This is a genomic window from Streptomyces sp. NPDC058145, assembly GCF_042884245.1.
In the GTDB taxonomy this organism is placed as follows: Bacteria; Actinomycetota; Actinomycetes; order Streptomycetales; family Streptomycetaceae; genus Streptomyces.
This window is the reverse complement of record NZ_JBHVUH010000006.1, coordinates 30,449-54,760: the sequence shown is the minus strand read 5'-3', so window position 1 is coordinate 54,760 and position 24,312 is coordinate 30,449. Positions and strand designations below refer to the sequence as shown.

At 72.7% G+C, this 24,312-nt stretch carries 17 protein-coding genes; 14 read left to right on the top strand and 3 right to left on the bottom strand.

What is annotated here, in order from left to right:
- Positions 1–65: 65 nt before the first annotated feature.
- The 6 genes from ACFVVO_RS14975 (at position 66) to ACFVVO_RS14950 (ending at position 10,791) form a co-directional block, all read left to right on the top strand.
- On the top strand, positions 66–1,445 hold the full coding sequence (locus tag ACFVVO_RS14975; protein ID WP_390054985.1) for an ABC transporter substrate-binding protein: 1,380 nt from the start codon (positions 66–68) through the stop codon (positions 1,443–1,445).
- 7 nt (positions 1,446–1,452) lie between these two features.
- On the top strand, positions 1,453–2,796 hold the full coding sequence (locus tag ACFVVO_RS14970; protein ID WP_390054983.1) for a carbohydrate ABC transporter permease: 1,344 nt from the start codon (positions 1,453–1,455) through the stop codon (positions 2,794–2,796).
- A 91-nt stretch (positions 2,797–2,887) separates the two neighbouring features.
- Positions 2,888–3,799 carry a carbohydrate ABC transporter permease gene (locus ACFVVO_RS14965; protein WP_390054981.1) on the top strand — a complete coding sequence of 304 codons (912 nt, stop codon included), beginning with the start codon at positions 2,888–2,890 and terminating at the stop codon, positions 3,797–3,799.
- Between the two features lie 165 nt (positions 3,800–3,964).
- Complete coding sequence (locus ACFVVO_RS14960; RefSeq protein ID WP_390054980.1) at positions 3,965–6,220, top strand: CDP-glycerol glycerophosphotransferase family protein; 2,256 nt, start codon at positions 3,965–3,967, stop codon at positions 6,218–6,220.
- A gap of 125 nt (positions 6,221–6,345) precedes the next feature.
- A complete protein-coding gene (locus ACFVVO_RS14955) occupies positions 6,346–8,547 on the top strand; it encodes a CDP-glycerol glycerophosphotransferase family protein (RefSeq protein ID WP_390054978.1) in 2,202 nt (733 codons plus the stop codon).
- Positions 8,548–8,550: 3 nt separating this feature from the next.
- Positions 8,551–10,791: a CDP-glycerol glycerophosphotransferase family protein gene (locus ACFVVO_RS14950; RefSeq protein ID WP_390054976.1), complete on the top strand. Its 2,241-nt coding sequence runs from the start codon at positions 8,551–8,553 to the stop codon at positions 10,789–10,791.
- 9 nt (positions 10,792–10,800) lie between these two features.
- Here the strand turns inward: ACFVVO_RS14950 and ACFVVO_RS14945 are convergent, their stop codons facing one another.
- Positions 10,801–11,214 carry an organic hydroperoxide resistance protein gene (locus tag ACFVVO_RS14945; protein WP_390054974.1) on the bottom strand — a complete coding sequence of 138 codons (414 nt, stop codon included), beginning with the start codon at positions 11,212–11,214 and terminating at the stop codon, positions 10,801–10,803.
- A 126-nt stretch (positions 11,215–11,340) separates the two neighbouring features.
- On the opposite strand from ACFVVO_RS14945, the gene ACFVVO_RS14940 reads away from it, so the two are divergent.
- A complete protein-coding gene (locus tag ACFVVO_RS14940; RefSeq protein ID WP_390054972.1) occupies positions 11,341–11,850 on the top strand; it encodes a MarR family winged helix-turn-helix transcriptional regulator in 510 nt (169 codons plus the stop codon).
- Here ACFVVO_RS14940 and ACFVVO_RS14935 read toward each other — a convergent pair.
- Positions 11,798–13,309, bottom strand: coding sequence for a glycosyltransferase family 39 protein (locus ACFVVO_RS14935; RefSeq protein WP_390054970.1), 1,512 nt, complete (start codon positions 13,307–13,309; stop codon positions 11,798–11,800). The genes ACFVVO_RS14940 and ACFVVO_RS14935 overlap by 53 nt on opposite strands.
- Positions 13,310–13,499: 190 nt before the next feature.
- On the opposite strand from ACFVVO_RS14935, the gene ACFVVO_RS14930 reads away from it, so the two are divergent.
- From ACFVVO_RS14930 to galE, 3 genes are all read left to right on the top strand, one after another.
- Complete coding sequence (locus tag ACFVVO_RS14930; protein ID WP_390054968.1) at positions 13,500–14,771, top strand: glycosyltransferase 87 family protein; 1,272 nt, start codon at positions 13,500–13,502, stop codon at positions 14,769–14,771.
- Between the two features lie 43 nt (positions 14,772–14,814).
- Positions 14,815–16,425: a glycosyltransferase family 2 protein gene (locus ACFVVO_RS14925; RefSeq protein WP_390054967.1), complete on the top strand. Its 1,611-nt coding sequence runs from the start codon at positions 14,815–14,817 to the stop codon at positions 16,423–16,425.
- Between the two features lie 223 nt (positions 16,426–16,648).
- Entirely contained in the window at positions 16,649–17,629 is a 981-nt protein-coding gene (gene galE, locus ACFVVO_RS14920) for a UDP-glucose 4-epimerase GalE (protein WP_390054965.1), read from the top strand.
- Positions 17,630–17,674: 45 nt separating this feature from the next.
- Here the strand turns inward: galE and ACFVVO_RS14915 are convergent, their stop codons facing one another.
- Positions 17,675–18,301 carry a TetR/AcrR family transcriptional regulator gene (locus ACFVVO_RS14915; RefSeq protein WP_390054963.1) on the bottom strand — a complete coding sequence of 209 codons (627 nt, stop codon included), beginning with the start codon at positions 18,299–18,301 and terminating at the stop codon, positions 17,675–17,677.
- A 201-nt stretch (positions 18,302–18,502) separates the two neighbouring features.
- Between ACFVVO_RS14915 and ACFVVO_RS14910 the strand changes: the two genes are divergently transcribed.
- From ACFVVO_RS14910 to ACFVVO_RS14895, 4 genes are all read left to right on the top strand, one after another.
- Positions 18,503–19,411 carry an ABC transporter permease gene (locus ACFVVO_RS14910; RefSeq protein WP_390054961.1) on the top strand — a complete coding sequence of 303 codons (909 nt, stop codon included), beginning with the start codon at positions 18,503–18,505 and terminating at the stop codon, positions 19,409–19,411.
- Positions 19,404–20,249 (top strand): ABC transporter ATP-binding protein, encoded by an 846-nt coding sequence (locus tag ACFVVO_RS14905; protein WP_390054959.1) that lies wholly within the window; start codon positions 19,404–19,406, stop codon positions 20,247–20,249. The genes ACFVVO_RS14910 and ACFVVO_RS14905 overlap by 8 nt, the downstream gene beginning before the upstream one ends.
- A 153-nt stretch (positions 20,250–20,402) precedes the next feature.
- Entirely contained in the window at positions 20,403–22,598 is a 2,196-nt protein-coding gene (locus ACFVVO_RS14900) for a CDP-glycerol glycerophosphotransferase family protein (RefSeq protein WP_390054957.1), read from the top strand.
- Complete coding sequence (locus ACFVVO_RS14895; protein WP_390054955.1) at positions 22,595–24,259, top strand: glycosyltransferase family 2 protein; 1,665 nt, start codon at positions 22,595–22,597, stop codon at positions 24,257–24,259. Before ACFVVO_RS14900 ends, ACFVVO_RS14895 begins: the two co-directional genes overlap by 4 nt.
- Positions 24,260–24,312: the final 53 nt, after the last annotated feature.

Below are 24,312 nucleotides of genomic sequence, written 5' to 3'. Positions count from 1 at the left end.
GGCGTAGACCGGACCGGACGGGACAGAGTTCTGACGTTCAACGGAGAACGACGAACGGGGAAGTGATGCGCAGCAACAGCGACACCATCCGGACACACAGGGCCGTCACCACGCTCGCCGCACTGCTGGCGGGAGCCCTCGCGCTGACCGCCTGCTCCGGCGGCGACAGCGACAAGAAGGGCGACGGCGACACGAGCGGCGGGGCCACCGGCTCCACCCTCGACCTGCCGAAGCTGAACGGCGCGAAGCTGGAGGTCGCCGCCGTCTGGACCGGCACCGAACAGGCGAACTTCAAGAAGGTCCTCGCGGAGTTCGAGAAGCGCACCGGCGCGAAGGTGACGTTCGTGCCCGCCCAGGACCCGATCATCAACTTCCTGGGCTCCAAGATCGCGGGCGGTCAGCCGCCGGACGTGGCGCTGCTGCCGCAGCCGGGCGCGATCAAGCAGGCCGTGCAGAAGGGCTGGGCGAAGCCGCTCGGCGCGGACGCGCTGAAGGAGCTGCGGAAGAACTACTCACAGGGCTGGCAGGACATCGGCAAGGTCGACGGCAAGCAGTACGGCGTCTACTACAAGGCCGCCAACAAGTCGCTGATCTGGTACAACGCCAAGGCCTTCGAGAACGCGGGCGCCAAGGAGCCCAAGAGCTGGCAGGACCTGCTGACCGCCGCGCAGGCGGTGTACGACTCCGGGGTCACCCCGTTCTCGGTCGGCGGCGCCGACGGCTGGACGCTGACTGACTGGTTCGAGAACGTCTACCTGTCCCAGGCCGGTCCGGAGAAGTACGACCAGCTCGCCCAGCACAAGATCAAGTGGACCGATCCGTCGGTGAAACAGGCACTCACCACGCTCGCCCAGGTCTGGGGCAAGAAGGACTATGTGGCGGGCGGCGCGGACGGCGCGCTGCAGACCGAGTTCCCGGCGTCCGTCACCCAGACCTTCACCGGCGGCGACCAGCCGAAGGCCGCCATGGTCTACGAGGGCGACTTCGCTCAGGTCAACATCGGCGACACCAAGGCGAAGGTGGGCACGGACGCGAAGGTGTTCCCGTTCCCCGCCGTGGGTTCCGACGCACCGGTGGTCTCCGGCGGTGACGCGGCCGTCGTGCTGAAGGACTCCAAGGCGGCCCAGGCCCTGGCCACCTTCCTGGCCTCCCCGGACGCGGCGACCATCCAGGCCAAGCTCGGCGGCTACCTCTCGCCGAACAAGAACGTGGCGGAGTCGGCGTACCCGAACGAGGTGCAGCGCACCATCGCCAAGGCGCTGATCGCCTCCGGCGACGACTTCCGCTTCGACATGTCCGACCAGGCCCCGCAGGCGTTCGGCGGCACCCCGGGCAAGGGCGAGTGGAAGGACCTGCAGGACTTCCTGAAGAACCCGAAGGACGTCGCCGGCACCCAGGCACAGCTCGAGAAGGACGCGGCGGCCGCGTACGGGAACGGGAGCTGATCCGGCCATGGCGTCGGCAGCGGCGGCCGGGGCCCCACCGGGCCCGGCCGCGCCCAAGAGCCGCAAGAGCGTGACCGGCACCCGCCGGACCGTGGCAGCCCTGTTCCTGCTGCCCGCCCTGGTACTGCTCGGCGCGCTCGTGGTCTACCCGATCGGGTACTCGGTCGTCCGCAGCTTCTACAACGCCTCCGGCGACGGCTTCGCCGGGCTCGACAACTACAAGGCGCTGTTCACGGACGACGGCATCCGCACGGCGCTGAAGAACAACATCATCTGGGTGGTGTTCGCGCCCACGGTCTCCACCGCGCTCGGCCTGATCTTCGCGGTGCTGACCGAACGGGTGCGCTGGGGCACGGCGTTCAAGCTGGTCGTCTTCATGCCGATGGCGATCTCGATGCTGGCGGCCGGGATCATCTTCCGGCTGGTGTACGACCAGGACCCGGACAAGGGCGTCGCCAACGCGGTATGGGTGGGGGTCCACGACACCTTCGCCCAGTCGTCGGCGTTCCCGAAGGCGCATCCGGGCCGTGACTCGCCGCTGAAGGCGGACGCGGGCGGGTTCATCACCTCGGCCCCCGTGCACGCCGGGCAGCCGGTCACACTGCCGCTTGTCGGGGTGGCCCCGGACCAGATGCCGGACGGCGCGAAGAAGGCCGTGGCCGCCGGGGCCGAGCCGGGGAAGGTCACCGGCACCACCTGGCAGGACTTCACGCGCGGCAAGGGCGTCGGCAAGCTGGGCTCGCCCGACCCGTCCGAACCGGGCTACGCCGGGATGCGGATCGAGGCGGTGAAGGACGGCAAGGTGGTGGCCTCCGCCGAGGCCGCCGGAGACGGCACCTTCACGCTGCCCGCGTCGGCCGACGGGGCGCTGCTCCGGCTGCCGGCGAGCAACTTCAAGGAGCCGTACAACGGCGTCGACTGGCTCGGTCCGGCGCTGGTCACCCCGGCCGTCATCGGGTCGTACGTGTGGATGTGGGCGGGCTTCGCGATGGTGCTGATCGCGGCGGGGCTCGCGGGCGTGCCCAGGGAGCTGCTGGAGGCGGCACGCGTGGACGGCGCCAACGAGTGGCAGGTGTTCCGCAAGGTCACCGTGCCGCTGCTCGCCCCGGTCCTCGCGGTGGTCGTGGTCACGCTGATGATCAACGTGCTGAAGGTCTTCGACCTCGTCTACATCATCGCCCCCGGCTCCTCCCAGGACGACGCCAATGTGCTGGCCCTGGAGCTGTACCGCAAGGGCTTCGCGGAGGGCCAGCCGGGCATCGCCAGCGCGATCGCCGTGTTCCTGCTGCTGCTGGTGATCCCGGTGATGCTGTTCAACATCCGTCGGCTGCGGCGGGAGGTGCGGCGATGAGCACGCGTGCGCCTCGGTACGGCCGGGGGCCCGGGGGACGCCCCCCGGGAAGACACAGCAACATCCGTCGGCTGCGGCGGGAGGTGCGGCGATGACGGCGACTGCCGGAAGGATCGGGAAGGTGACACCCACCGACACGGCCGTGCGGGCCCGGCAGTCCTGGGCCGCGCGGATCACCGGGCGGCTCAGCGGCGGGCTGGTCCGATTCTTTCTCCTCCTCGTGGGCCTGTTCTGGCTGGTGCCGACCATCGGCCTGCTCATCTCCTCGCTGCGCGCGCCGGAGGACATGAGCGTGAGCGGCTGGTGGCAGGTGTTCGCCAAGCCGTCCCAGCTGACCTTCGACAGCTACCAGAAGCTGCTGGAGAACGGCGACATCACCAGCTCCCTGGTGAACACCGTGCTGATCACGGTCCCGGCGACGATCCTGGTCGTGGTGATCGGCTCGCTCGCGGGCTACGCGTTCGCGTGGATGGAGTTCCCGGGCCGGGACTGGTGGTTCCTCGGCGTGGTCAGCCTGCTGGTGGTGCCGGTGCAGGTGGCGCTGATCCCGATCGCCGAACTGTTCGGCAAAATCGGCCTGTTCGGGACCATCCTCGGGGTGATCCTGTTCCACGTCGGCTTCGGCCTGCCGTTCGCGGTGTTCCTGCTGCGCAACTTCTTCGCGGAGATCCCCAGGGAGCTCCTCGAGGCGGCCCGTCTGGACGGCGCCGGTGAACTGCGGCTGTTCACACGGGTGGTGATGCCGCTCGGCGGGCCCGCGATCGCGAGCCTCGGCATCTTCCAGTTCCTGTGGGTGTGGAACGACATGCTGGTCGCGCTGGTGTTCACCAAGTCCGGCTCGCAGCCGATCACGGTCGCCCTGCAGACGCAGGTACGGCAGTTCGGCAACAACATCGACGTGCTGGCACCCGGTGCGTTCATCTCGATGGTGATCCCGCTGGCCGTGTTCTTCGCGTTCCAGCGGCAGTTCGTGACCGGAGTGATGGCGGGCGCGGTCAAGTAGGCGCGGAGCGAGTTGACTTCGAGGGGCGGGCCCGCCGGGGTCCGCCCCTCGGCGCGTAGATGGCGCGTTCGTGGTGTCCCCCGAACGCCGTACGAACCGTAACCAATTCCCTCCATCGGCCGTTCCCGGGCCAGACGCCCGAGCCGACCGACCCATGGATGTCCCGTGCCCAGGTTCACTGTGATTGTCCCCGCGTACCAGGTCCAGGCGTACCTGTCCGAATGTCTGGACTCGGTGCTCTCCCAGTCGTATCCCGATCTCGAACTGATCGTCGTGGACGACTGCTCCCCGGACGCCTGCGGCGCGATCGCCGACGAGTACGCGGCCCGCGACGCCCGTGTGAGGGTGGTGCACCTCCAGGAGAACCAGGGCCTGGGCCGCGCCCGCAACACGGGCATGGCCCGGGCGACGGGCGACTACCTGCTCTTCCTGGACAGCGACGACACGCTCACCCAGGACGCGCTGCGCGCGATCGCCGACCGGATCAAGGAGACCGACGAGCCGGACCTCCTGGTCTTCGACTACGCGCGCACTTTCTGGAACGGCGAGGTGGTCCGCAACCAGGTGGCCGCCCACCTGACCCAGCGGGGCCCGGCGCCGTTCCGCCTGGAGGACCGCCCGGGGCTGCTGCGGGTGCTGATGGTCGCCTGGAACAAGGCGTACCGGCGGGAGTTCGTGGAGGAGCGGGGCTTCGCGTTCCCGCCCGGCTACTACGAGGACACTCCCTGGACCTTCCCGGCCCTGATGGCGGCGGAGTCGATCGCCACCCTGGACCGGGTGTGCGTGCACTACCGGCAGCGCCGGCAGGGCAACATCCTGGGCACCACCAGCCGCAAGCACTTCGACGTCTTCGAGCAGTACGAGCGGGTGTTCGCCTACGTCGAGCGGCATCCCGAACTCGATCGCTGGCGCGCGGAGTTGTTCGGCCGGATGATCGACCACTACGTCACGGTCCTCACCCGCCGGGACCGGCTGCCACGCGGCAGCCGCGCCGAGTTCCTGCGCCGGGCCCGGGCCCACTACCGCCGCTACCGCGTCCCCGGTGCCACGGTGCCGGCCCGCTCCCGGCCGCGACACACCCTGGTCCGCTTCGGCCTGCACCGCACCTTCCGCGCCCTGCGAATGGCCGCGGCCCTCCGGCGTCGCTCGCTGAAGCACGCGCGGAGGCTCACCCGCGCCCTCAGGGCAGCGGCCCTGCAACTGCACTACCGGATCCAGCTCCGCCTGCCGCTGCGCGCCGACCGCGCGGTGTTCGCCGCCCAGGAGGGGCCCGGCGGCGGGCCGGGCGCGCTGGAGGAGGCGTTCCGCACGCACACCCCGCACATCCGCACCGCCTGGCTCGTCCGCCCGGAACACCAGCACGCGGTTCCGCCGGGTCCGCGCAAGCTCCGCCCGGGCACGGCCGCCTGCTGGACGGCGCTGGCCCGCTCCAAGTACCTGGTGCACGACGGCCACTTCGGTGCCGGGCTGCGGAAGCGCCCGGGCCAGGTCTTCGTCCAGACCGAGCAGGGCACCCCGCTCGGGCACACGGGCCTGGACCTGCAGGAGCGTCCGGCGGCCGCCCGGGGCGCCGACTTCGAGGAACTGCTGCGGGCCGTCGACCAGTGGGACTACGTGCTGTCCGGCAACCGGCACTCCACCCTGACCTGGGAGCGGGTGCACCCGGGCCGCTACACCACGCTCGAGTACGGCTCACCGCGCAACGACGTCCTCCAGCGGGCCACTTCGGCGGACGTGACCCGGCTGCGCGAGTCGCTGGGCGTCCCGGAGGGCGCGGTCGCCGTCCTGTACGCGCCCGCGCACCGCGACCACCGCCGCACCCAGCGCCCGCTGCTCGACCTGGAGCGGATCCAGCGCCGGCTCGGCCCGCGCTTCGTCGTCCTCGACCGCTCCCCCGCCCCGCAGGGCGGCTCCCCCGGGGAGGACGGCCGGATCATCGACGTCTCCGGGCACCCGGACGTGGCGTCCCTGTGCCTGGCCTCGGACGCGCTGCTCACCGACTACGCGTCCCTGATGTTCGACTACGCGTGCCTGGACCGGCCGATCATCGTGCACACCGGGGACTGGGACACCTACGCCGCGACCCGCGGCGTCTACTTCGACCTGCGCGCCTTCCCGCCGGGCGCGGTCGCCACCGGCGAGGACGAGCTGATCGACGTCTTCGCCACCGGCCGGTGGCGCGACGCCGGCTCCGGCCGGCTGCGGGCGGCCTTCCGGGAGCGGTTCTGCCCGTTCGACGACGGACACGCCGCCGAGCGGGTCGTACGGCGGGTCGTACGGGGCGAGACGGAGAGGCTGCCGGCGTTCGTCCCGCTCGCCGAGCGCAGGCCGGTGCCGTCGGCCGCGGCGGCGCTCGCACGTTCCCCGCTCGCCACCGTGCCGCAACCTTCCGGCCCGCACACCGTCACCGAGAGTCGCTGAACAGCGTTGGTCCTTCCGGGAGTCCCCATGCCCCTCAGTTCGACGCGGCCCACTCCGGTCCGGCCGTCCACCTGGCGTCCCGCCGGACGGCCACGTCGCGTCGGCAAGACAACGGAAAGAGCAGAATGCCCCGCTTCAGCATCATCGTCCCGTCCCACGGGGTCGCCGGACGGCTGTCCCAGGCGCTGGACTCGGTCCTCGGTCAGTCCTTCGGCGACCTCGAGCTGATCCCGGTCTGCGACACACCGGACTCCCCGGCCGCCGCGGTGGTCGCAGCGCACGCCGAGCGGGAGTCCCGGGTGACCCCGGTCCACTCGCCGTCGTCCGCCGGTCTGAGCGGAGCGCGCAACGCCGGGATGCGGGCGGCGGGCGGCGCGTACGTGCTGTTCCTCGACGGCGACGACCTGCTGCTGCCGGGTGCGCTGGCGGCCCTGGACGCGCGGCTGACCGAGACCGCGGGCGTCGACGTGCTGTACGCCGAGCACGAGCGGACCCCGTGGTGGGAGGGCGAGCCGGCCAACCCGGCCGCGCCGCTGCTGGCGAAGGCACCGAAGGGGGCCTTCGCTCCGGACCGGTTCGCGGAGCTGACCGGCGTGCGGCTGCCGGTGTGGGGCACCGCCTACCGCCGGACCTTCCTCTCCGAGCACGGACTCCTCTTCCCCGAGGGCCACTTCACCGACCTCGGCTGGGGCGGGCTGACCGGCATCGCCGCCGAGCGGATCGCGGTGCTGCGCCGGGTCGTCGTACGGCACAGGTCGCGCCGCCAGGGCAGCCGGCTCAATCTGCCCGGGCAGCACCAGCACACCCTGCTGGACCAGGTGGAGCTGGTGCTGACCCGGGCGGCCGTGGCGGGGCTGTCCGCCGAGCGGGCGCGGGCCCTGTTCGACCAGCTCTTCGCGCACGTGCTGAGGACGGCGTCCCGCCCGGAGCGGCTGCCCTCCGCGCACCGCGCGTTCTTCAGCCGGGCCGGTCGGCTCTACCGGACGCACCGGCCGGCCGGCCATCACGCGCCCCCCGGCAGCCTGGGGGTGCAGCACCGGCTGCTGGCGACGGGCGCGTACACCGCGTTCCGGGCGCTGCGGGGCGCCAACCGGGTGGCGTCCCGGTCCGCCGAGCGGCTGCCGCACCCGCACATGCTGCGCACCCGGCTGCGCTACGCCCGTGACCTGCGCCGGCCCCTGGATCCCCGGCTCGCGGTGTTCTGCGCGTACTGGGGCCGGGGATACGCCTGCAACCCGGCCGCGATCCACGCCAAGGCCCGGGAACTCGCCCCGCACCTCCGCTCGGTGTTCCTGGTCGAGGCGGACCAGGCCCATGCGATGCCGGAGGGCGTCGACTACGCGGTGATCGGCTCCCGCCGCTACTGGGAGGTGCTGGCCCGCGCCACGTACCTGGTCAACAACGCCAACTTCGCCGAGGGCGTGGTGAAGCGGCCGGGCAGCGTGCATCTGCAGACCCAGCACGGCACCCCACTGAAGACGATGGGGGTGGACCAGTCGACGTACCCGGTGGTGGCGGCGCGGTCGGGCAGCTTCGCGAAGCTGCTGGGCCGGGTGGACCGCTGGGACTTCAACCTGTCCTCCAACGGCCACTCCACGCAGATGTGGGAGCGCGCCTTCCCCGGCTCGTACGAGCACCTGGAATACGGCTATCCGCGCAACGACGTCTACTGCACCGCGACCGCCGACGACGTGGCCCGCGTCCGCCGGGAGCTGGGCGTGCCCGAGGGGGCGACGGCCGTGCTGTACGCGCCGACCCACCGCGACCACCACACCGGCTTCGAACCCGGCCTGGACCTGGAGGCGTTCTGCGAGGCGGCCGGCGAAGACGTCGTCGTCCTGCTGCGCGCCCACTACTTCTACGACCTGGGGCGCCCGGCGGGCTCCGGCCGGGTCATCGACGTCACCGCGCACCGCTCCTCCGAGGACGTGTGCCTGGCGGCGGACGCGCTGGTCACCGACTACTCCTCGATCATGTTCGACTACGCCAACCTGGACCGGCCGATCGTGGTGTACGCCGACGACTGGGAGGTCTACCGGGAGACGCGGGGCGTCTACTTCGACCTGCCGGCCGAGCCACCGGGGCCGGTCGCCCAGACCCCCGGCGAGCTGGCCCGGGTCTTCCGTGACGGCTCCTGGGCGGGGCCGGAGTCGACGGCGCTGCGGGCCGCGTTCCGGGAGCGGTTCTGCCAGTTCGACGACGGGCGGGCCGCCGAACGCGTCGTACGGCGGGTGCTGCTCGGCGAGCCGCCGGAGGCGATCCCGCCGGTGATCCCGCTCGCGGAGCGCGTCCCCGCCCCCGCCGCCGCGACCCTCGTGAGGAGCTGACCCGTGCCCCGTTTCAGTCTCATCGTCCCCTGTTTCAAGGTGCAGGGCTTCCTGCGCGAGTGCCTGGACTCGGTGCTGCGGCAGTCCTTCGGCGACTTCGAGCTGATCGCGGTGGACGACCGCTCCCCGGACGGCTGCGGCGCGATCCTGGACGAGTACGCGGCCCGTGACCCGCGGGTGAAGGTGCTGCACCTGCCGGAGAACGCGGGGCTCGGCCGGGCCCGCAACGCCGGGCTGCCGCACGCCACCGGCGACTACCTGTTCTTCCTGGACAGCGACGACACGCTCACCCCGGGCGCGCTGCGTGCCATGGCCGACCGGCTGGCGGAGGCCGACGACCCGGACGTGCTGGTCTTCGACTACGCGCGCACCTACTGGTGGGGCGGCACCCGGCGCAACGCCCTGGCGCACGTGCTCGCCGACGCCGGCGTGGAGACCTTCACGGCCGCCGGCCGGCCGGAGATCCTCGACCTGCTGATGGTGGTGTGGAACAAGGTCTACCGGCGCGACTTCGTCGAGGAGAACGGCTTCGAGTTCCCGCCCGGGTACTACGAGGACACCCCCTGGACCTTCCCGGTCATGCTCAGCGCCCGGCGGATCGCCGCGCTGGACCGGATCTGCCTGAACTACCGGCAGCGCCGGCAGGGCAACATCCTGTCCACCACCAGCCGCAAGCACTTCGACATCCACGAGCAGTACGAGCGGGTCTTCGCCTTCGTGGACGGGCGCCCGGAGCTCGCGGGCCGACGGCCGTACCTGCACCGCAAGATGGGCGAGCACTGTCTGGACATCCTCGCCAAGCCGGACCGGCTGCCGCCGTCGGACCGGGCCGAGTTCTTCCGGCGCACGGCGGAGATGTTCCGCCGGTACCGGCCCGAGGGCGCCCTGGTGGACGGTGAGGTCGCCGTCCTGGAGGGCGGCTACGCGCGGTACCTGCTGAAGCGGCAGGCGGAGCGGGCCGGCCGCGAGGCCGTGCGGCGGGCGGGGCCGGCCCGGCGGGCCGCCGGCGCCCGGGCCCGGCGCGGCTGGGCCCGGCTGCACGCGCACCGGCCGCTGGACGAGCACCTGGTGGTGTATTCGGCGTCCTCGCACCGGGGTGTGCTGGGCGATCCGGCCGCCGTCCACCGCAAGGCGCTGGAGATCGCCCCGCAGTTGCGCGGGGTGTGGGTGGTGCGTGACGAGGAGGCCGCCGAGCGGCTGCCGGACGGCGTCGAGCACGTGCTCGTGGACTCACGGCGCTGTCTGGAGATCACCGCCCGGGCCAAGTTCTTCGTCAACGACGTCAACTGGCCCGGCGCGCTGGCCAAACGGCCCGGCAGTGTGCACATCCACACCCATCAGGGCACCCCGCTGAAGTACATGGGCGCCGACCTGCTGGACAAGCCCGGCGCCCGGCTGGGCTTCGACGTGCCGCAGATGCTGCGCCGGGCCGACCGCTGGGACTACAGCCTGGTCGCCAACCGTCATTCGGAGCTGGTCTGGGAGCGGGCCTACCCCTGCCACTTCGCCTCGGTGCGCACCGGCAGCCCGCGCAACGACGTGCTGGTCGGCGCGGCCGACGGGGCGGGCGCCGGTTTCCGGCTGCGGCACGGCATCCCGGCGGACCACACGGTGGTGCTGTACGCGCCGACCCGCCGGGACTACCGGCGCGGCGGACACGTGGACCGGATCGATCTGGCCCGGTTCGCGGCCGACCTCGGCGCGGGCAGCACCCTCGTGGTCCGGCTGCACCCGACGCTGGCGGCCGGTCCGGCGCGCGGCATGGGCCTGACCGAGCTGGCCCGGCGCGGGGTCGTGGTCGACGCGACGGACGAACAGCACGTCGAGGAGGTGATGCTCGCCTCGGACGTGCTGGTCACGGACTACTCGGCCCTGATGTTCGACTACGCCAACCTGGACCGGCCGATCGTGGTGCACGCCGACGACTGGGCCGCGTACACCGCGAGCCGGGGTGCCTATCTCGACATCACCGCGGAGGCGCCGGGCCATGTGTCCCGCTCCTACCGTGAGCTGGTCCGGCTGTTCACGTCCGGGTCGTGGCGGGACGAGGAGTCGGAGCGGCTGCGGACGGACTTCCGGGCCCGGTTCTGCGAGTTCGACGACGGGCGGGCCGCCGAGCGGGTCGTACGGACGCTGCTGCTCGGCGAGTCCATGCCGGCCGGGCCGGGGTCCGTGCGGATCCCCGGCCAGGCGGTCGGCGGCGAGCTGCCGGCCCCGGAGGCGAGGCAGGCCGGTCGCCGGTGACGGGCTCGGCTACTCGATGACGAGGTCGACCTCGATGTTGCCGCGGGTGGCGTTGGAGTAGGGGCAGACCTGGTGGGCGGTCTCGACCAGCTTGCGGCCGGTCGCCTCGTCCACGGTCTCGGGCAGCTCCACGCGCAGCGTCACCTTCAGGCCGAAGCCCTCGCCCTGCTTGCCGATGCCGACCTCGGCGGTCACCGCGGCGTCGCTGACGTCGACCTTCGCCTGACGGCCGACGAGGCCGAGGGCGCTGCCGAAGCAGGCCGCGTAACCGGCGGCGAAGAGCTGCTCCGGGTTGGTGCCCTGGCCGTCGCCGCCCAGCTCCACCGGCGGGGCCAGCTTGAGGTCGATCTTGCCGTCGGAGGAGACGGCACGACCGTCGCGGCCGTGGGTGGCGGTGGCGACAGCGGTGTAGAGCGCGTCCATGAAGACCATCCCTCTGGAAGTCGGTTGCGTCCCGGCGGCTCCGGTCGGGGCCGCCTCACGGGCATAAGTAGAGCACACAATTAAATTGTGCACAACTGAATGGCTTGAAAGAGCTACCCTGGAGCCATGAGCGCCTCGCCGACCCCGCCGACCCCGTCGGCCACCGAAGCCGCCCCGGACTCCGAGTGGCTGCGGCTGGACCGTCAGATCTGCTTCTCCCTGCACGCGGCGTCCCGCGCCTTCAACGGCGTGTACCGCGTGATCCTCAAGGACCTCGGGCTCACCTACCCCCAGTACCTGGTGCTGCTCGTGCTGTGGGAGCACGGCGATCTGCCGGTGAAGAAGCTCGGGGAGCATCTGCGGCTCGACTCCGGGACGCTGTCCCCGCTGGTCAAGCGGCTCGAGGCGGCCGGCCTGGTCACGCGTGAGCGCAGCGCGCACGACGAGCGCTCGGTGCAGGTGCGGCTGACCGGGCAGGGTGCGGCACTGCGCGAGCGGGCCCTCGAGGTGCCGCGCCGCATCGCGGCGGCCACGGGCTCCGAACTGGCGGAGATCGGCGAGTTGCGCGAGCGTCTGGACCGGCTCACCAGCGCGCTGGACGCGGCGGCGCTGACGGAGGCTCCGGGGCACCACTGAGGCCGGGGAGGGCTCGGCGGACGTAGAGCCGCACGGCCACCTCACCCTGTACGGACTCCTCGGCCGGTGTGAACTCCCCTGCCAGCACGGCGGATTTCGTCCGCTCGACGAGGCTGCCCGGCGTCCACCGCCCGGCCAGCAGATCCCGGTCGGCGACCACCCAGACGCGCTCCAGCCGGGCCATCCGGTGACGCAGACTCAGCGGTCCCGCCTCCCGCCCGTAGAGGGTCCCGGACTCGGCGGCCGACTCCGCCAGCGCCAGGTCACGTACGCCGCGGAAGGCAGCGGGGTAGGTGAGGGCCGCGTTCCGCGTCCGCGCCGGCAGGAACAGCACGGGGTCTCCCGGGCGCAGCTTCCGGTCGGCGGCCCGGGCGACGGCGGCGAGGTCGTCGGGGCGGTGGGCCGGGTCGCGGTCGGCGCGAAGGAGGGGGAACTGGTGGGTGAGGGCCAGGAGGACGGCGACGGCACCGGCCAGGGCGGCGAGGGGGGCGCGCGTGCGCAGTGCCGGCAGCCGGTCGGCCCCGGCCGCCACCAGCAGCGGCGCCCCCGACAGGGCGTAGAGCACATACCGGTCGACGTAGAGCGGCGACAGCTGCGACACCAGCATCAACGCGACCGGCGGCACCACGGCCAGCGGCGCGGCGACCCCCGCGCACGTCGGCTCCCCGCACCGCCCGGCGAGCCCCAGGAGTCCCACCAGGGCCAGGCCCAGGCACACCCAGAACACGCCGTCCGTCGGTCCGAGGAACGTGCGCAGCAGCCCCTGCGCCGTCGCCCGCGTCGGCGGTCGCAGCCATGCCACCTGCGCCGACTGGGCCCGGGACGCGAGCACCAGCGGCAGCAGCCCGAGCCCGGTCACGGCCGCCGCACAGCCCCAGCCCCGCCACACCCGCGGCCCCACCCGGGTCAGCGCAAGCGACAGCGCGTGCGCGGGCAGCAGCAGCACCGCCAACTCGTGCAGCCAGCAGGTGAGGGCGACGACCGTGCCGTACGCCCACCAGGAGCCGCCGCGCAGGGCCCGCACGAACAGCAGCGTCGCCGCCGTGGCGCCGGCCGCGACCAGCGCGTACGAGCGGCCCTCCTGGGCGTAGTGACCGGCCATCGGCGAGACGGCGTACAGCAGCCCGGCCCAGAGTCCGACGCGCGGGCGCGCCAGCCGGGCGCCGAGCGCGGCGACCAGGCCGGCGGTCACCGCCGCCGCGCACACGGACGGCAGCCTGAGGACGACCTCGCCGGGGTGGACGGCCAGGACGGCGTGCATGAGGAGGTAGTACAGGCCGTGCACCGCGTCCACGTCGTGCAGCAGCCGCCAGATCTGCGGCACCGTGCGGCGGGCCACCTGGAAGGTGACGGCCTCGTCCCGCCACATCCCGCCCCGGTCGAGCCCCCAGCAGCCGAGCGCGAGCATCACCAGCGCGGGCACGCACACGACGGCGGCCCGCCGGACGCGGGCCGGCATCCGGCCCGGCCCGCCCGTCGGGGCGGCGGCCGGCCCGGCGGCTGCCGCTGTCGTTTCCCCGTACGGCTGCGGTTTCAGAGGAGACCCGAGGTTCACCACAGCCCGATCTTTTGCTATTAGCCAACCTTTGCCGGGTAATGACGGCGTATCGGCGGGAATACACCATCCGCCCGGATTAGGCTCCCGCGTGATGAACCGTCTCCGTGTCACCCCCGGCCCGGTCCTCGCTCTCACCGCCGTCTGGCTCGTCACCCGCGCACTGATGTCGTGGCTGCTCACGCACGACAGTTCGCCCCTGCTGGGCGGGGGCGCGGTGCCGCGCGAGGTGTGGCGCCTGTACTTCCACTGGTACGGCGTGCTGTCGCACGGCGCCTTCCCGGCCCACGACAGCACCTGGCAGTACCCGCCGGGCGCGGGCGTCGTGCTGCTGGCACCGGGTGTGCTGCCGTGGCTGACGTACTTCCAGTCCTTCGTGGCGCTGGCGCTGGCCGCGGACGCGCTGATCGCGGTCGCCCTGGTCCGGGCCGGGCCGCGGCCCGGCGGGAGCCTGCTCGGCGCGGCCCTGTGGACCTGCGGTCTGCCGCTGCTGCTGCACATCCCGCTCGCCCGGTACGACGTGCAGGTGACCGCGCTCGCCGTGGCCGCCCTGCTGTCGTCGGGGCGCTCCCCGCGCACGGGCGGTGTCCTCGGGGCGCTGGGCGCGCTGGTGAAGGTGTGGCCGGCGCTGGTGCTGCTCGGCACGCCCCGGGGACACGCGACCCGCAGGGCGTGGAGCTGGGCGGCGGCCGGCGGTGGGCTGGGGCTCGCCCTTCTCGCCGTCTCGTTCAGCGATCCGCTGGCGTTCCTGCGGGAGCAGGGCGGGCGGGGCGTGCAGATCGAGTCGCTCGGCGGCACCGCGCTCAACCTGGCGCGCCATGCCGGCTGGCCCGGCCGGACCCGCTACCAGTACGGCGCGATCGAGCTGGTCGGCCCGTATGTGCACGCCGTGGCCACGTTCTCCCTCATCCTCACGGCGGCCGCGTTCGGGCTGCTGGTGCTGTGGCGGCTGCGGGCGCGGCACTGGAGCCCGGCCACGCCGTACGACGCCGCGCTCGCCGCGGTGCTGCTGTTCACCGTCACCAGCCGGGTCATCAGCCCGCAGTACCTGATCTGGCTGCTGGGCCTGGCCGCCGTGTGCCTGACCTCCCGGCACACCAGCCAGCGCCCGGTGGCCGTGCTGCTGCTCGCGGCGAGCGCGGTCAGCTCGCTGGCCTACCCGATGCTCTACCGCGAAGTGGTGGGCGGCACCTGGACCGGCTGCCTGCTGATGCTGGCCCGCAACGCGCTGCTGGCGGCGGCCGCCGTGCTGTCCTTCGTCCGGCTGTGGCGCTCGGCCCGGCCGCCGGCCGGAGAGCACGCTCCTCCGCCGCGCCTCCGCCCGGACTCCGGCCGTCTCCGGGATCGAGCACTGAGCGGCTTGTAACGGGGTAATACAGACTTTCCTACGTTCCCGGCCCGTGGACCCCATGAGTACAGACCCGCGAGACCCGCACCCGGCACCCCAGGTCGGTGTCGTCGTCATCGGCTACAACGACGCCGCCCACGTCGCCGACGCCGTACGCTCGGCGCTCGGCCAGGGGCCGGCCGTCGGCGAGGTGGTCGCCGTGGACGACCGCTCGACGGACGGCAGCGGCGAGCTGCTGGACCGGCTGGCCGCCGCGGAGCCCCGGCTGCGGGTGGTACGCCGGGGCGTGAACAGCGGCGGCTGCGGCAGCCCGCGCAACACCGGGATCGACGCTGTGACGATGCCGTACGTGATGTTCCTCGACAGCGACGACGTACTGCCGCCCGGCGCGGTGGACGCGCTGCTGACGAACGCCACCGAGGCGCGCGCCGAGGTCGCGGGCGGGCTGTGCGTACGCCGGGAGCTGCCCTCGGGGCGCGAACAGCCGTGGCAGGCGGCGCTCTACATGGCGCCCACCGTCCTCGCGCGCCCCTCCCAGCGCCCCCGTCTCGTCCACGACACCCTGTGCGTCAACAAGCTGTACCGGACCGGCTTCCTGCGCGAGCACGGCATCCGCTTCCCCGAAGGCCGCTTCCTCTACGAGGACTTCGTCTTCACCGCGCGCGTGCTGGCCGCCGCGCCGCGCGTCGCGCTCGTACCGGACCGCGTGTACGTGTGGCACGTGCGCCGGTCGGCCGAACGGCTCTCGCTCTCCCTGGACCGCGAGGACATCGGCAACTGGCGGGCGCGCACGGAGGCGTGCGCGCTGGCGTACGACATCCTGCTGAGCGCCGGGCAGAAGGTGCTGGCGCGGGCCGCGCGGGCCAAGTTCCTCGACCACGAGCTGCGTATGTACGCGCGCGAGCTGGGGTTGCGCGACGCGCACTACCAGCGCGCGTGGTGGGCGCACACCCGCGAGTACCTCGCGCGCTACGACGCCTCCGACTGGGAGCTGAACCCGGCGGCCCCCGGACGGCTGCTCGGCCGGGTCGTCCTGGAGTCGCCCGAGCCGCGCGACCTGCCCCGCCTCAGGGAACTCGCCGCCCGGCCGGCCCGGTTGCTCCCGCCCTACGCCCGCACCGCCGACGGCACGCCCGTCTGGTCCCCCGAGTTGCCCCAGGTCACCCTCGCACCCCTGCTCACCCAGCCGACCGGCGTCCTTCCCCTCGCGCTGGACGCGGAACTGCGCCCGCGCGCGCGGGCCACCCGGCTGCGTCTGCGGCTGCACGAGCTGTACGGACGGCTGGCCGCGGCCGGGCCGCGGGAGCTGGACGTGGAGTGGCGGTCCCGGCAGGACGGGCGCCCGGCCCAGCGTGTCACGACGGCCTTCGCGCCCGCGGGAGCGGAGAGCTGGTCGGCCGAGGTGCCCGTCGACCTGGCCGCGCTCGGGGCGGGCACCTGGGACCTGCGTCTGACCGTGCGGTTCGCGGACGGCGCGGCCCGCGACCTCACCGCGCACGCCCTCGCCGGCGCCGGCCGGCTGCGCCGGCGCGCCGTCCCGAGCGCCCGGCACGGCGTGCTGCTGGTCCAGCCGTACGCCACCCACTCCGGCGCTCTGGCGCTGCGCGTGGCGACCGGCGCACACGGAGTCATGACAGTGGCCCGCAACCGGCTGCGCCGCCTGCTTCACTGACTAGTGCTGTGGCCGGAAAGGTCTGCCGGGAGGCTCGCGGGGTCCGGTGCGGTGCCTCGCAAGGCGGAGCATCGCCCGCGTACCGGATGTACTCGGGTGATGCGACAACGCGCGAGGTGCCGTGCCGGGCGTCGCGAGCCGGTGAACCCTTCCGGTCGCAGCACCAGTACGGGACCAAGAGCGGCGGGCCGCACCGGCCCGCCACGACGAGGGGACGGCCGCAATGACCTGGCTGATCACCGGCGGCGCCGGTTACATCGGGGCGCACGTCGTCCGCGCGATGGCCGAGGCGGGCGAGCGGACCGTGGTCTACGACGACCTGTCCACCGGCGTGACCGAGCGCGTGCCGGACGAGGTGCCCCTGGTGCGGGGCTCGATCCTGGACGCCGGGACCGTGGCACGTACGCTCGCCGCGCACGAGGTCACCGGCGTCGTCCACCTGGCGGCGAAGAAGCAGGTGGGCGAGTCGGTGGAGCACCCGCTGCGGTACTACCGGGAGAACGTGGAGGGCCTGCGCGTCCTGCTGGAGGCGGCGGTGGCGGCCGAGGTCACGTCCTTCGTGTTCTCCTCGTCCGCCGCGGTGTACGGCATGCCGGACGTGGACCTGGTCACGGAGGAGACCCCCTGCGTCCCGCTCTCCCCCTACGGCGAGACCAAGCTCGCCGGTGAGTGGCTGGTCCGCGCGACGGGCCGCGCGACCGGACTCGCGACCGCGTCCCTGCGCTACTTCAACGTGGCGGGCGCGGCCACCCCCGCACTGGCCGACGCGAGCGTCTCCAATCTCGTCCCCATGATCTTCGAGAAGCTCACCGAGGGCGTGCCCCCGCGGATCTTCGGCGACGACTACCCGACCCCCGACGGCACGTGCGTCCGCGACTACATCCACGTGGCCGACCTCGCCGAGGCCCATGTGACGGTCGCCCGCGCGCTGCGCTCCGACCCGGGCCGCGACCTGACCCTCAACATCGGCCGCGGGGAGGGCGTGTCGGTCCGCGAGATGATCGACCGGGTCAACGCGGTCACCGGCTACGACCGCCCCCCGACCGTCACCGCCCGCCGCCCCGGCGACCCGGCCCGCGTGGTGGGCTCCGCCGACCGCGTCGCCACCGAACTGGGCTGGCGGGCCAAGCGGGACGTCCAGGACATGATCGCCTCGGCCTGGGAGGGCTGGACGCACCTGCACCCGGAGGCGGCGCGCTCCTAGGACGCTCCTGGGCCCGGCCGGCTTCTCCATCGCCCGGCGGCCCCGTCACAGTGCGATGAGGGCCGCCGCGGTGGCTCGGGCCAGGGTGTCCAGGTAGTGCTTCGGAAGTTTGGGCGAACGGATCACCACCGAACGCCAGTAGAGGGGTCCGGAGATCAGGTCCAGGGCGAGGTCGGCGTCCACCCCGGACCTCACCTCTCCGCGCCGCTCCGCCGCGGCCACGATCTTGCTGGCCACCGAGTCCTGGCCGTCCCGTACCGCCTTCTGCAACGCCTCGGCGATCTCGGGGCTGCGGGCCGCCTCCGCCTGGAGGTCGGGGATGATCTGCGAGGCGACGGGGTGGCGCAGGGCGCGGGACGTGACGCCGTAGAGCAGGCGGAGGTCGCCCTCCAGCGAGCCGGTGTCCGGGACCGGGAGTCCCAGCACGGCCATCGCCGAGACCACGTCCAGCACCAGGTGCAGCTTGGAACGCCACCGGCGGTACACCGCCGTCTTGCCGACGCCCGCCCGCCGCGCGATCCCCTCGATGGACATCCTGGCGTACCCGACGGCCGCCAGCTCCTCGAAGACGGCCGCCCGGATGGCCTCGGTCACGTCCTCCCGGAGCACGGCGGCCCCTGCGGGAGCCCGGCGGCGCGGACGCTTCGCGGTCTCGTCGGCGTTCGTCGTCATACGGACCAGCATAGGGCGTTACGACGAAACGGTTGCGTTCCGACGTTCGTTGGTTCTACTCTCACGTTGCGACGATACGGTCCCGTCCCGACGTAAGAGAACGTGAAGAGAAGCGTAAGGAAACGCCGGATGGCGGACGGGGACCACCCAGGCCCGGCGACCGCCGGACGCACCCCCCTCCCCCGAGCGAAAGCAGCGGATGTGAGTCAGGTCCTCCACACACCGCCCCCGACCCAGGTCCCGGCCGAGGACGACCTCGCGGCGCTGGCCGCCCGGCACGGCCTGTCGGTCAGCGGCGCCCGCCCCTCCCTGCCGGCGTACGTCCGCCAGCTGTGGGCACGCCGCCACTTCATCACCGCCTTCGCCACCGCCAAGCTCACCGCCCAGTACAGCCAGGCGAAGCTCGGCCAGGTCTGGCAGGTCATGACCCCGCTGCTGAACGCGGCGGTCTACTACTTCATCTTCGGCGTGCTGCTCGGCACCAAACAGCACGTCCCCGACTACGTGCCGTTCCTGGTCACGGGCGTGTTCATCTGGACGTTCACGCAGAGCTCGATCATGGCGGGCACCCGGGCCATCGCCGGCAACCTCGGCCTGGTCCGCGCCCTGCACTTCCCGCGCGCCGCGCTGCCGATCTCCTTCGCGCTGCAGCAGCTCCAGCAGCTGCTGTTCTCGATGGCCGCCCTGGTCGTCATCCTGCTCTGCTTCGGCGTTCCGGTCGCCGCCTCCTGGGTGCTGGCGATCCCGGCCCTGGTGCTCCAGTTCACGTTCAACGCCGGCGTGTCGATGGTCGTGGCCCGGATGGGCGCGAAGACCCCCGACATCGCGCAGCTCATGCCGTTCGTGCTGCGGACCTGGATGTACGTGTCCGGCGTGATGTGGAGCATCGACAAGATCGACAAGAACGATCACCTGCCGCACATCGTCAGGCTCCTGCTGGAGCTGAACCCGGCCGCCGTCTACATCGACCTGATGCGGTTCGCGCTGATCGACAGCTTCCACACCCTGCCCCCGCACGTGTGGGCGGTCGCGACGGGCTGGGCCCTGCTCGCCGGGGTCGGCGGCTTCATCTACTTCTGGAAGGCTGAGGAGACCTACGGCCGTGGCTGAGCAGACCGGGACCACCAGCGAGATCCCCACCGTCGTCGCCGACCGGGTCGACATCGTCTACCGGGTCAACGGCACCGGCGCCGGGCGCGGCACCGCCACCGCCGCCCTCAACCGCATCCTGCGGCGCCAGCAGGCCGAGAAGGCGGCGGGCGTGCGCAAGGTGCACGCGGTCAAGAAGGTGTCGTTCGTCGCCTACAAGGGTGAGGCGATCGGCCTCATCGGCACCAACGGCTCCGGCAAGTCGACGCTGCTGAAGGCGGTCGCCGGCCTGCTGCCCGTGGAGAACGGGCACATCTACACCGACGGCCAGCCCTCGCTCCTGGGCGTCAACGCGGCGCTGATGAACGACCTGACCGGCGAGCGCAACATCCACCTCGGCGGACTGGCCATGGGCATGTCCCGGGAGGAGGTCAAGCAGCGCTACCAGGAGATCGTCGAATTCTCCGGGATCAACGAGAAGGGCGACTTCATCACCCTGCCGATGCGGACCTACTCCTCCGGCATGGCGGCCCGGCTGCGCTTCTCCATCGCCGCCGCCAAGGACCACGACGTCCTGCTGATCGACGAGGCCCTGGCGACCGGCGACCGCTCCTTCCAGAAGCGCTCCGAGGCCCGCATCCGCGAGCTGCGCAAGCACGCGGGCACGGTCTTCCTCGTCAGCCACAACAACAAGTCGATCCGGGACACCTGCGAGCGGGTGCTGTGGCTGGAGCGCGGTGAGCTGCGGATGGACGGGGCCACGGAGGACGTCCTGAAGGAGTACGAGGCCTTCACCGGCGACAAGAGCGACAAGCCGGCCAGGAAGGCGGCGGCCAAGGCCCCCGCTGCCACGCCGTAACGCCGAAACCCAGCCCCCGGAGTCTCGTTCTCTCAGTGGGCCCGCGCTCCACGGACGCCCTTACCTCGGGCGTGGTTATCCTTTTCATACTGCTGGTGACAGTATGTTATGAAAGGTGCCCACCAGAGACGGCGAGCCCAAGGAGCCTTCGCGATGCCTCACCTCAGCGTCATCGTCCACGGGCCGAACACCCAGGGACATCTGACCGAGCTGCTGGCCGCGCTGGAGACCCGTCCGCTCCCGGACATCGAGGTGATCGTCGCCGCGGTCGGCGACTGGGCCCTGGAGACGGCCGAGGAGCACGCCCCGGAGACGATCGTGGTGCCGTTGCCGGAGGGCACCGGTGACGGGGCGGCCCGGGCGGCGGGGGCGGCCCGGGCGTCCGGCCGCTGGCTGCACTTCGTGCACGCCAAGGACGGTCTGCCCGCCGGGGCGTCCCGGATGGTCGCCGAGCGCGCCGCGGAGCTGGACGACACGGTCGACGTACTCCTCTTCGACCATGTCACCACCACCTGGAGCACCGCGGCGGCCCCGTCCCCCGGCGGCCGCCACCTCGCCGCCGTCGGCCGCGCCGACCTGCCCCTGGACGACGCGGCCGACCTGCTGCGCCTCGCCCCGCTGCTCGGCACCCGCGCCCTGCGCGCCGGGTTCTGGCGGGCACACGAGGGTTCACTCACCACCGACGACGAGCCGTACACGGCCTACGCGGCCCTGCTGCACGCCGGCCGCGTCGCCTGCCTCAACCAGGTGGCGTACGACGACCGCCGGCTGCGCCCCGAGAGCCTGCCGCCCGTCGCCCCCGAGGACCGGTACGCGCTCATCGACCGCTACGAGTCCCTGCTCCCGCTCACCAGGGGCCGCCGCGCGGCCCGCGCGGTGCTGTACGACCTGATGGTCCGCGACCTCCTGCGCACCTTCGCCCGCGAGAACCTGCCCGACCCGGTGGCCCGCGAGTTCTTCCGCCGGGCCTCGCTGGCCGCGGTCCGCTGGCGCCCCGAGGACCACCGCCGCCCGGCCGGCCTGGAGGGCGTCCGGCACACGCTGCTCGAGGACGGCGCGTACACCAAGTACCGCGCCTTCCAGGCCGCCAACCGCACCCGGCGCGCGGCCCGGAAGGCGGTACGCGACCGCAAGCGGCAACTGGGCACGAAGGTCCGCGACCAGCAGTACCGCAGGGCGCTGAGCCGCCCGGTCGACCCCGAACTGGCCGTGTTCGCCGCCTACTGGGAGCGCGGGGTCGCCTGCAACCCGGCCGCGATCGCCGCCCGGCTGGCCGAACTCGCCCCGCACATCCGCCGGGTGTGGGTGGTGAACAAGGAGAACGCGGCCCTGCTGCCGCCCGGCACCGACCACGTGATCCCCGGCACCCGCCGCTACTGGGAGACGCTGGCCACCGCCAAGTACCTGACGAACAACGTCAACTTCCCCAACGCGGTCGTCAAGCGCCCCGGGACGATCCACCTCCAGACCCACCACGGCACCCCGCTCAAGCGCATGGGCCTGGACCAGCGGGACCATCCGGCCGCCGCCAAGGGCCTGGACTTCGCCGCCCTGCTGGCCCGCGTCGACAAGTGGGACTACAGCGTCAGCGCCAACAGCCATTCCACTCGTATGTGGGAGCGCGCGTACCCGGCCCGCTACACCTCCCTGGACCACGGCTATCCGCGCAACGACGTCTTCTACACGAGTGGCGCCGCCGAGGTCCGCGCCGCCCGCGAGCGGCTCGGCATCGCCCCCGGCGCGACCGCCGTCCTCTACGCTCCCACCCACCGTGACTACGAGGCCGGCTTCACCCCCCGGCTCGACCTCGCCGCCCTGGCCGACCGGCTCGGCGACAACACGGTCCTGCTGGTCCGCGCCCACTACTTCTACGGCGGCACCGCCTCCCCGCTCACCGGGCTGCGCCGGTCCGGCCGGATCATCGACGTCTCCTCCTACGACCCGGTCGAGGAACTGTGCCTGGCCGCCGACGCACTGGTCACGGACTACTCGTCGATCATGTTCGACTACGCCAACCTGGACCGGCCGATCGTGATCCACGCCGACGACTGGGACACGTACCGCACCACCCGGGGCGTCTACTTCGACCTGATGGCCGACCACCCGGGCCAGGTCGCCCGCACCCAGGAGGAGCTGACCGAGATCCTCACCTCGGGCGCCTGGCGCGACGAGAGCGCGGCGAAGGCGCGGGCCGCGTTCCGGCGCCGGTTCTGCGAGTACGACGACGGACGCGCCGCCGAGCGGGTCGTACGACGGGTCTTCCTCGGCGAACCCGAGGAGGCGCTGCCCCCGGTGATCCCGCTGGAGCGCCGCACGCCCGCCCCGACCCCCGAGGAGGCCACCGCATGACGCTCCCCGACGTCACGGTCACCGTCATCGTCTTCAACGACGCGGCCCGGCTCCCCCGCGCGGTCGCCTCCCTGCGCGCCCAGACCCACGCCAACATCGAGATCGTCATCAGCGACGACCACTCCACCGACGACACGCCCGCCGTGGCACGGGAGCTGGCCGCGCGGGACCACCGCATCCGCTACCTCCGCCTGCCGCAGAACAGCGGGGGTTGCAGCGCACCGCGCAACCGGGCCATCGAGATCGCCCGGGCGCCGTACCTGATGTTCCTGGACAGCGACGACGAACTTCCGCCCCGTGCCGTCGAGTCGCTGCTCGCCGCGCACCGCGAGCGCGAGGTGGACTTCGTCATGGGCGCGGTGCGGCGGGTACGGGTGGACAACGGGCGCCACTCGACCTGGATGCCGCACCTGGTCGCCGAACGCCGCACGCTGGACGGCATCGAGGCCGACCCGCGGCTGCTGTTCGAGCACCTGTCGACGAGCAAGATGTACTCCCGGGCGTTCCTGGACCGCCACGAACTCCGCTTCCCCGAGGGCATCCACTACGAGGACCAGCTGTTCTCGGCGCAGGCCTACTGCCTGGCGAAGGCGTTCACGATCATCCCGGACCCGGTGTACGTCTGGTACATCGAGCCGTTCGCCGCGCAGGCGGCGGCGTCCATCTCCAACCAGCGGCACAAGATCTCCAACGTCCGCGACCGGGTGCACGTCCAGCGCCTGATCGACGACTTCCTGGTCGAGAGCGGGCACGCGGTGCTCCGGGAGGACAAGGACTACAAGTTCCTCAAGCACGACTTCCGGATGTACGCGGGCGACCTGCCGTACCGGGACGACGCGTGGCTGGAGGACTTCGCGCAGATCATGAACCCGTATCTGGACACGCTCGCGGACGGCGCCTTCGTCCGCCTGCCCCGCCCGGAACGGGTGGTGCTCGAGCTGCTGCGCGACGGACGCCTGTCCGACGTCCGGCCGGCGGCGCGCGCCCTCGCCCACAACGTGGCCCCGCGGCACGTCACCGCCGACGCCTCCGGCGCCACCTACTGGGGCGACGCGCTCCCCACGACCGACCGGGCCCGCCGTGAACTGGACGTCTCCGACCTGGAGCTGGACACCCGGCCGTTCACCAGCGCCCAGTTCCGCCACGAGATCACCGAGCTGACCCAGGGTCCCGGCGCCTGCCTCGACCTCACCATCCGCACGTTCGACCCCGGCCTGCGGCTCCCGGTGGGACCGCAGCGCGCGAGCCTGGTGCTGAGCCCCGGCCGGCGGCGCCTGACGGTCCCGTTCCGGCTGGACCCGGTGCGACCGGGTGTCTTCGAGGGCCGGGCCCGGCTGGACCTGGCGGCGGCGCCGCTGCCTGTACAGGGCTTCGACGGCCTACGCCACCCGCTGCTCCGCCTGTCACAACAGGGACTGGCCAACTCGGGCCTGCTCCTGGCCCCCCTGGACTTCCCCTCGGCGCGGGCCCGGGTCGATCACCGCTCCGGCCTCACGGCCCACGAACTCACCATCGAACCCGAAGGCCGCAACCCCGGCCGCCTGCAGATCCGCTGGCGCCCCCTGTCCCTGACGGCCCACGTGATCCGCCCCCTGACCCGCAGACTCTCCCACCCCAAACTACGCAACGCAGCCCGGCTGGCAGCCAGCGTCCTGAGGTAACTGTCAGCAGCAACCGACGCGCCCACGCAGCCGCGGGCCCCGGTGCCCGCGGC

Bases quoted from the DNA above. Each gene is read 5' to 3' on its own strand.
- ACFVVO_RS14965 (WP_390054981.1), top strand. From the start codon at position 2,888: ATGACGGCGACTGCCGGAAGGATCGGGAAGGTGACACCCACCGACACG.
- ACFVVO_RS14900 (WP_390054957.1), top strand. From the start codon at position 20,403: ATGCCTCACCTCAGCGTCATCGTCCACGGGCCGAACACCCAGGGACAT.
- ACFVVO_RS14970 (WP_390054983.1), top strand. From the start codon at position 1,453: ATGGCGTCGGCAGCGGCGGCCGGGGCCCCACCGGGCCCGGCCGCGCCC.
- galE (WP_390054965.1), top strand. From the start codon at position 16,649: ATGACCTGGCTGATCACCGGCGGCGCCGGTTACATCGGGGCGCACGTC.
- ACFVVO_RS14945 (WP_390054974.1), bottom strand. From the start codon at position 11,214: ATGGACGCGCTCTACACCGCTGTCGCCACCGCCACCCACGGCCGCGAC.
- ACFVVO_RS14975 (WP_390054985.1), top strand. From the start codon at position 66: ATGCGCAGCAACAGCGACACCATCCGGACACACAGGGCCGTCACCACG.
- ACFVVO_RS14955 (WP_390054978.1), top strand. From the start codon at position 6,346: ATGCCCCGCTTCAGCATCATCGTCCCGTCCCACGGGGTCGCCGGACGG.
- ACFVVO_RS14930 (WP_390054968.1), top strand. From the start codon at position 13,500: ATGAACCGTCTCCGTGTCACCCCCGGCCCGGTCCTCGCTCTCACCGCC.
- ACFVVO_RS14925 (WP_390054967.1), top strand. From the start codon at position 14,815: ATGAGTACAGACCCGCGAGACCCGCACCCGGCACCCCAGGTCGGTGTC.
- ACFVVO_RS14940 (WP_390054972.1), top strand. From the start codon at position 11,341: ATGAGCGCCTCGCCGACCCCGCCGACCCCGTCGGCCACCGAAGCCGCC.
- ACFVVO_RS14935 (WP_390054970.1), bottom strand. From the start codon at position 13,309: ATGCCGGCCCGCGTCCGGCGGGCCGCCGTCGTGTGCGTGCCCGCGCTG.
- ACFVVO_RS14895 (WP_390054955.1), top strand. From the start codon at position 22,595: ATGACGCTCCCCGACGTCACGGTCACCGTCATCGTCTTCAACGACGCG.
- ACFVVO_RS14915 (WP_390054963.1), bottom strand. From the start codon at position 18,301: ATGACGACGAACGCCGACGAGACCGCGAAGCGTCCGCGCCGCCGGGCT.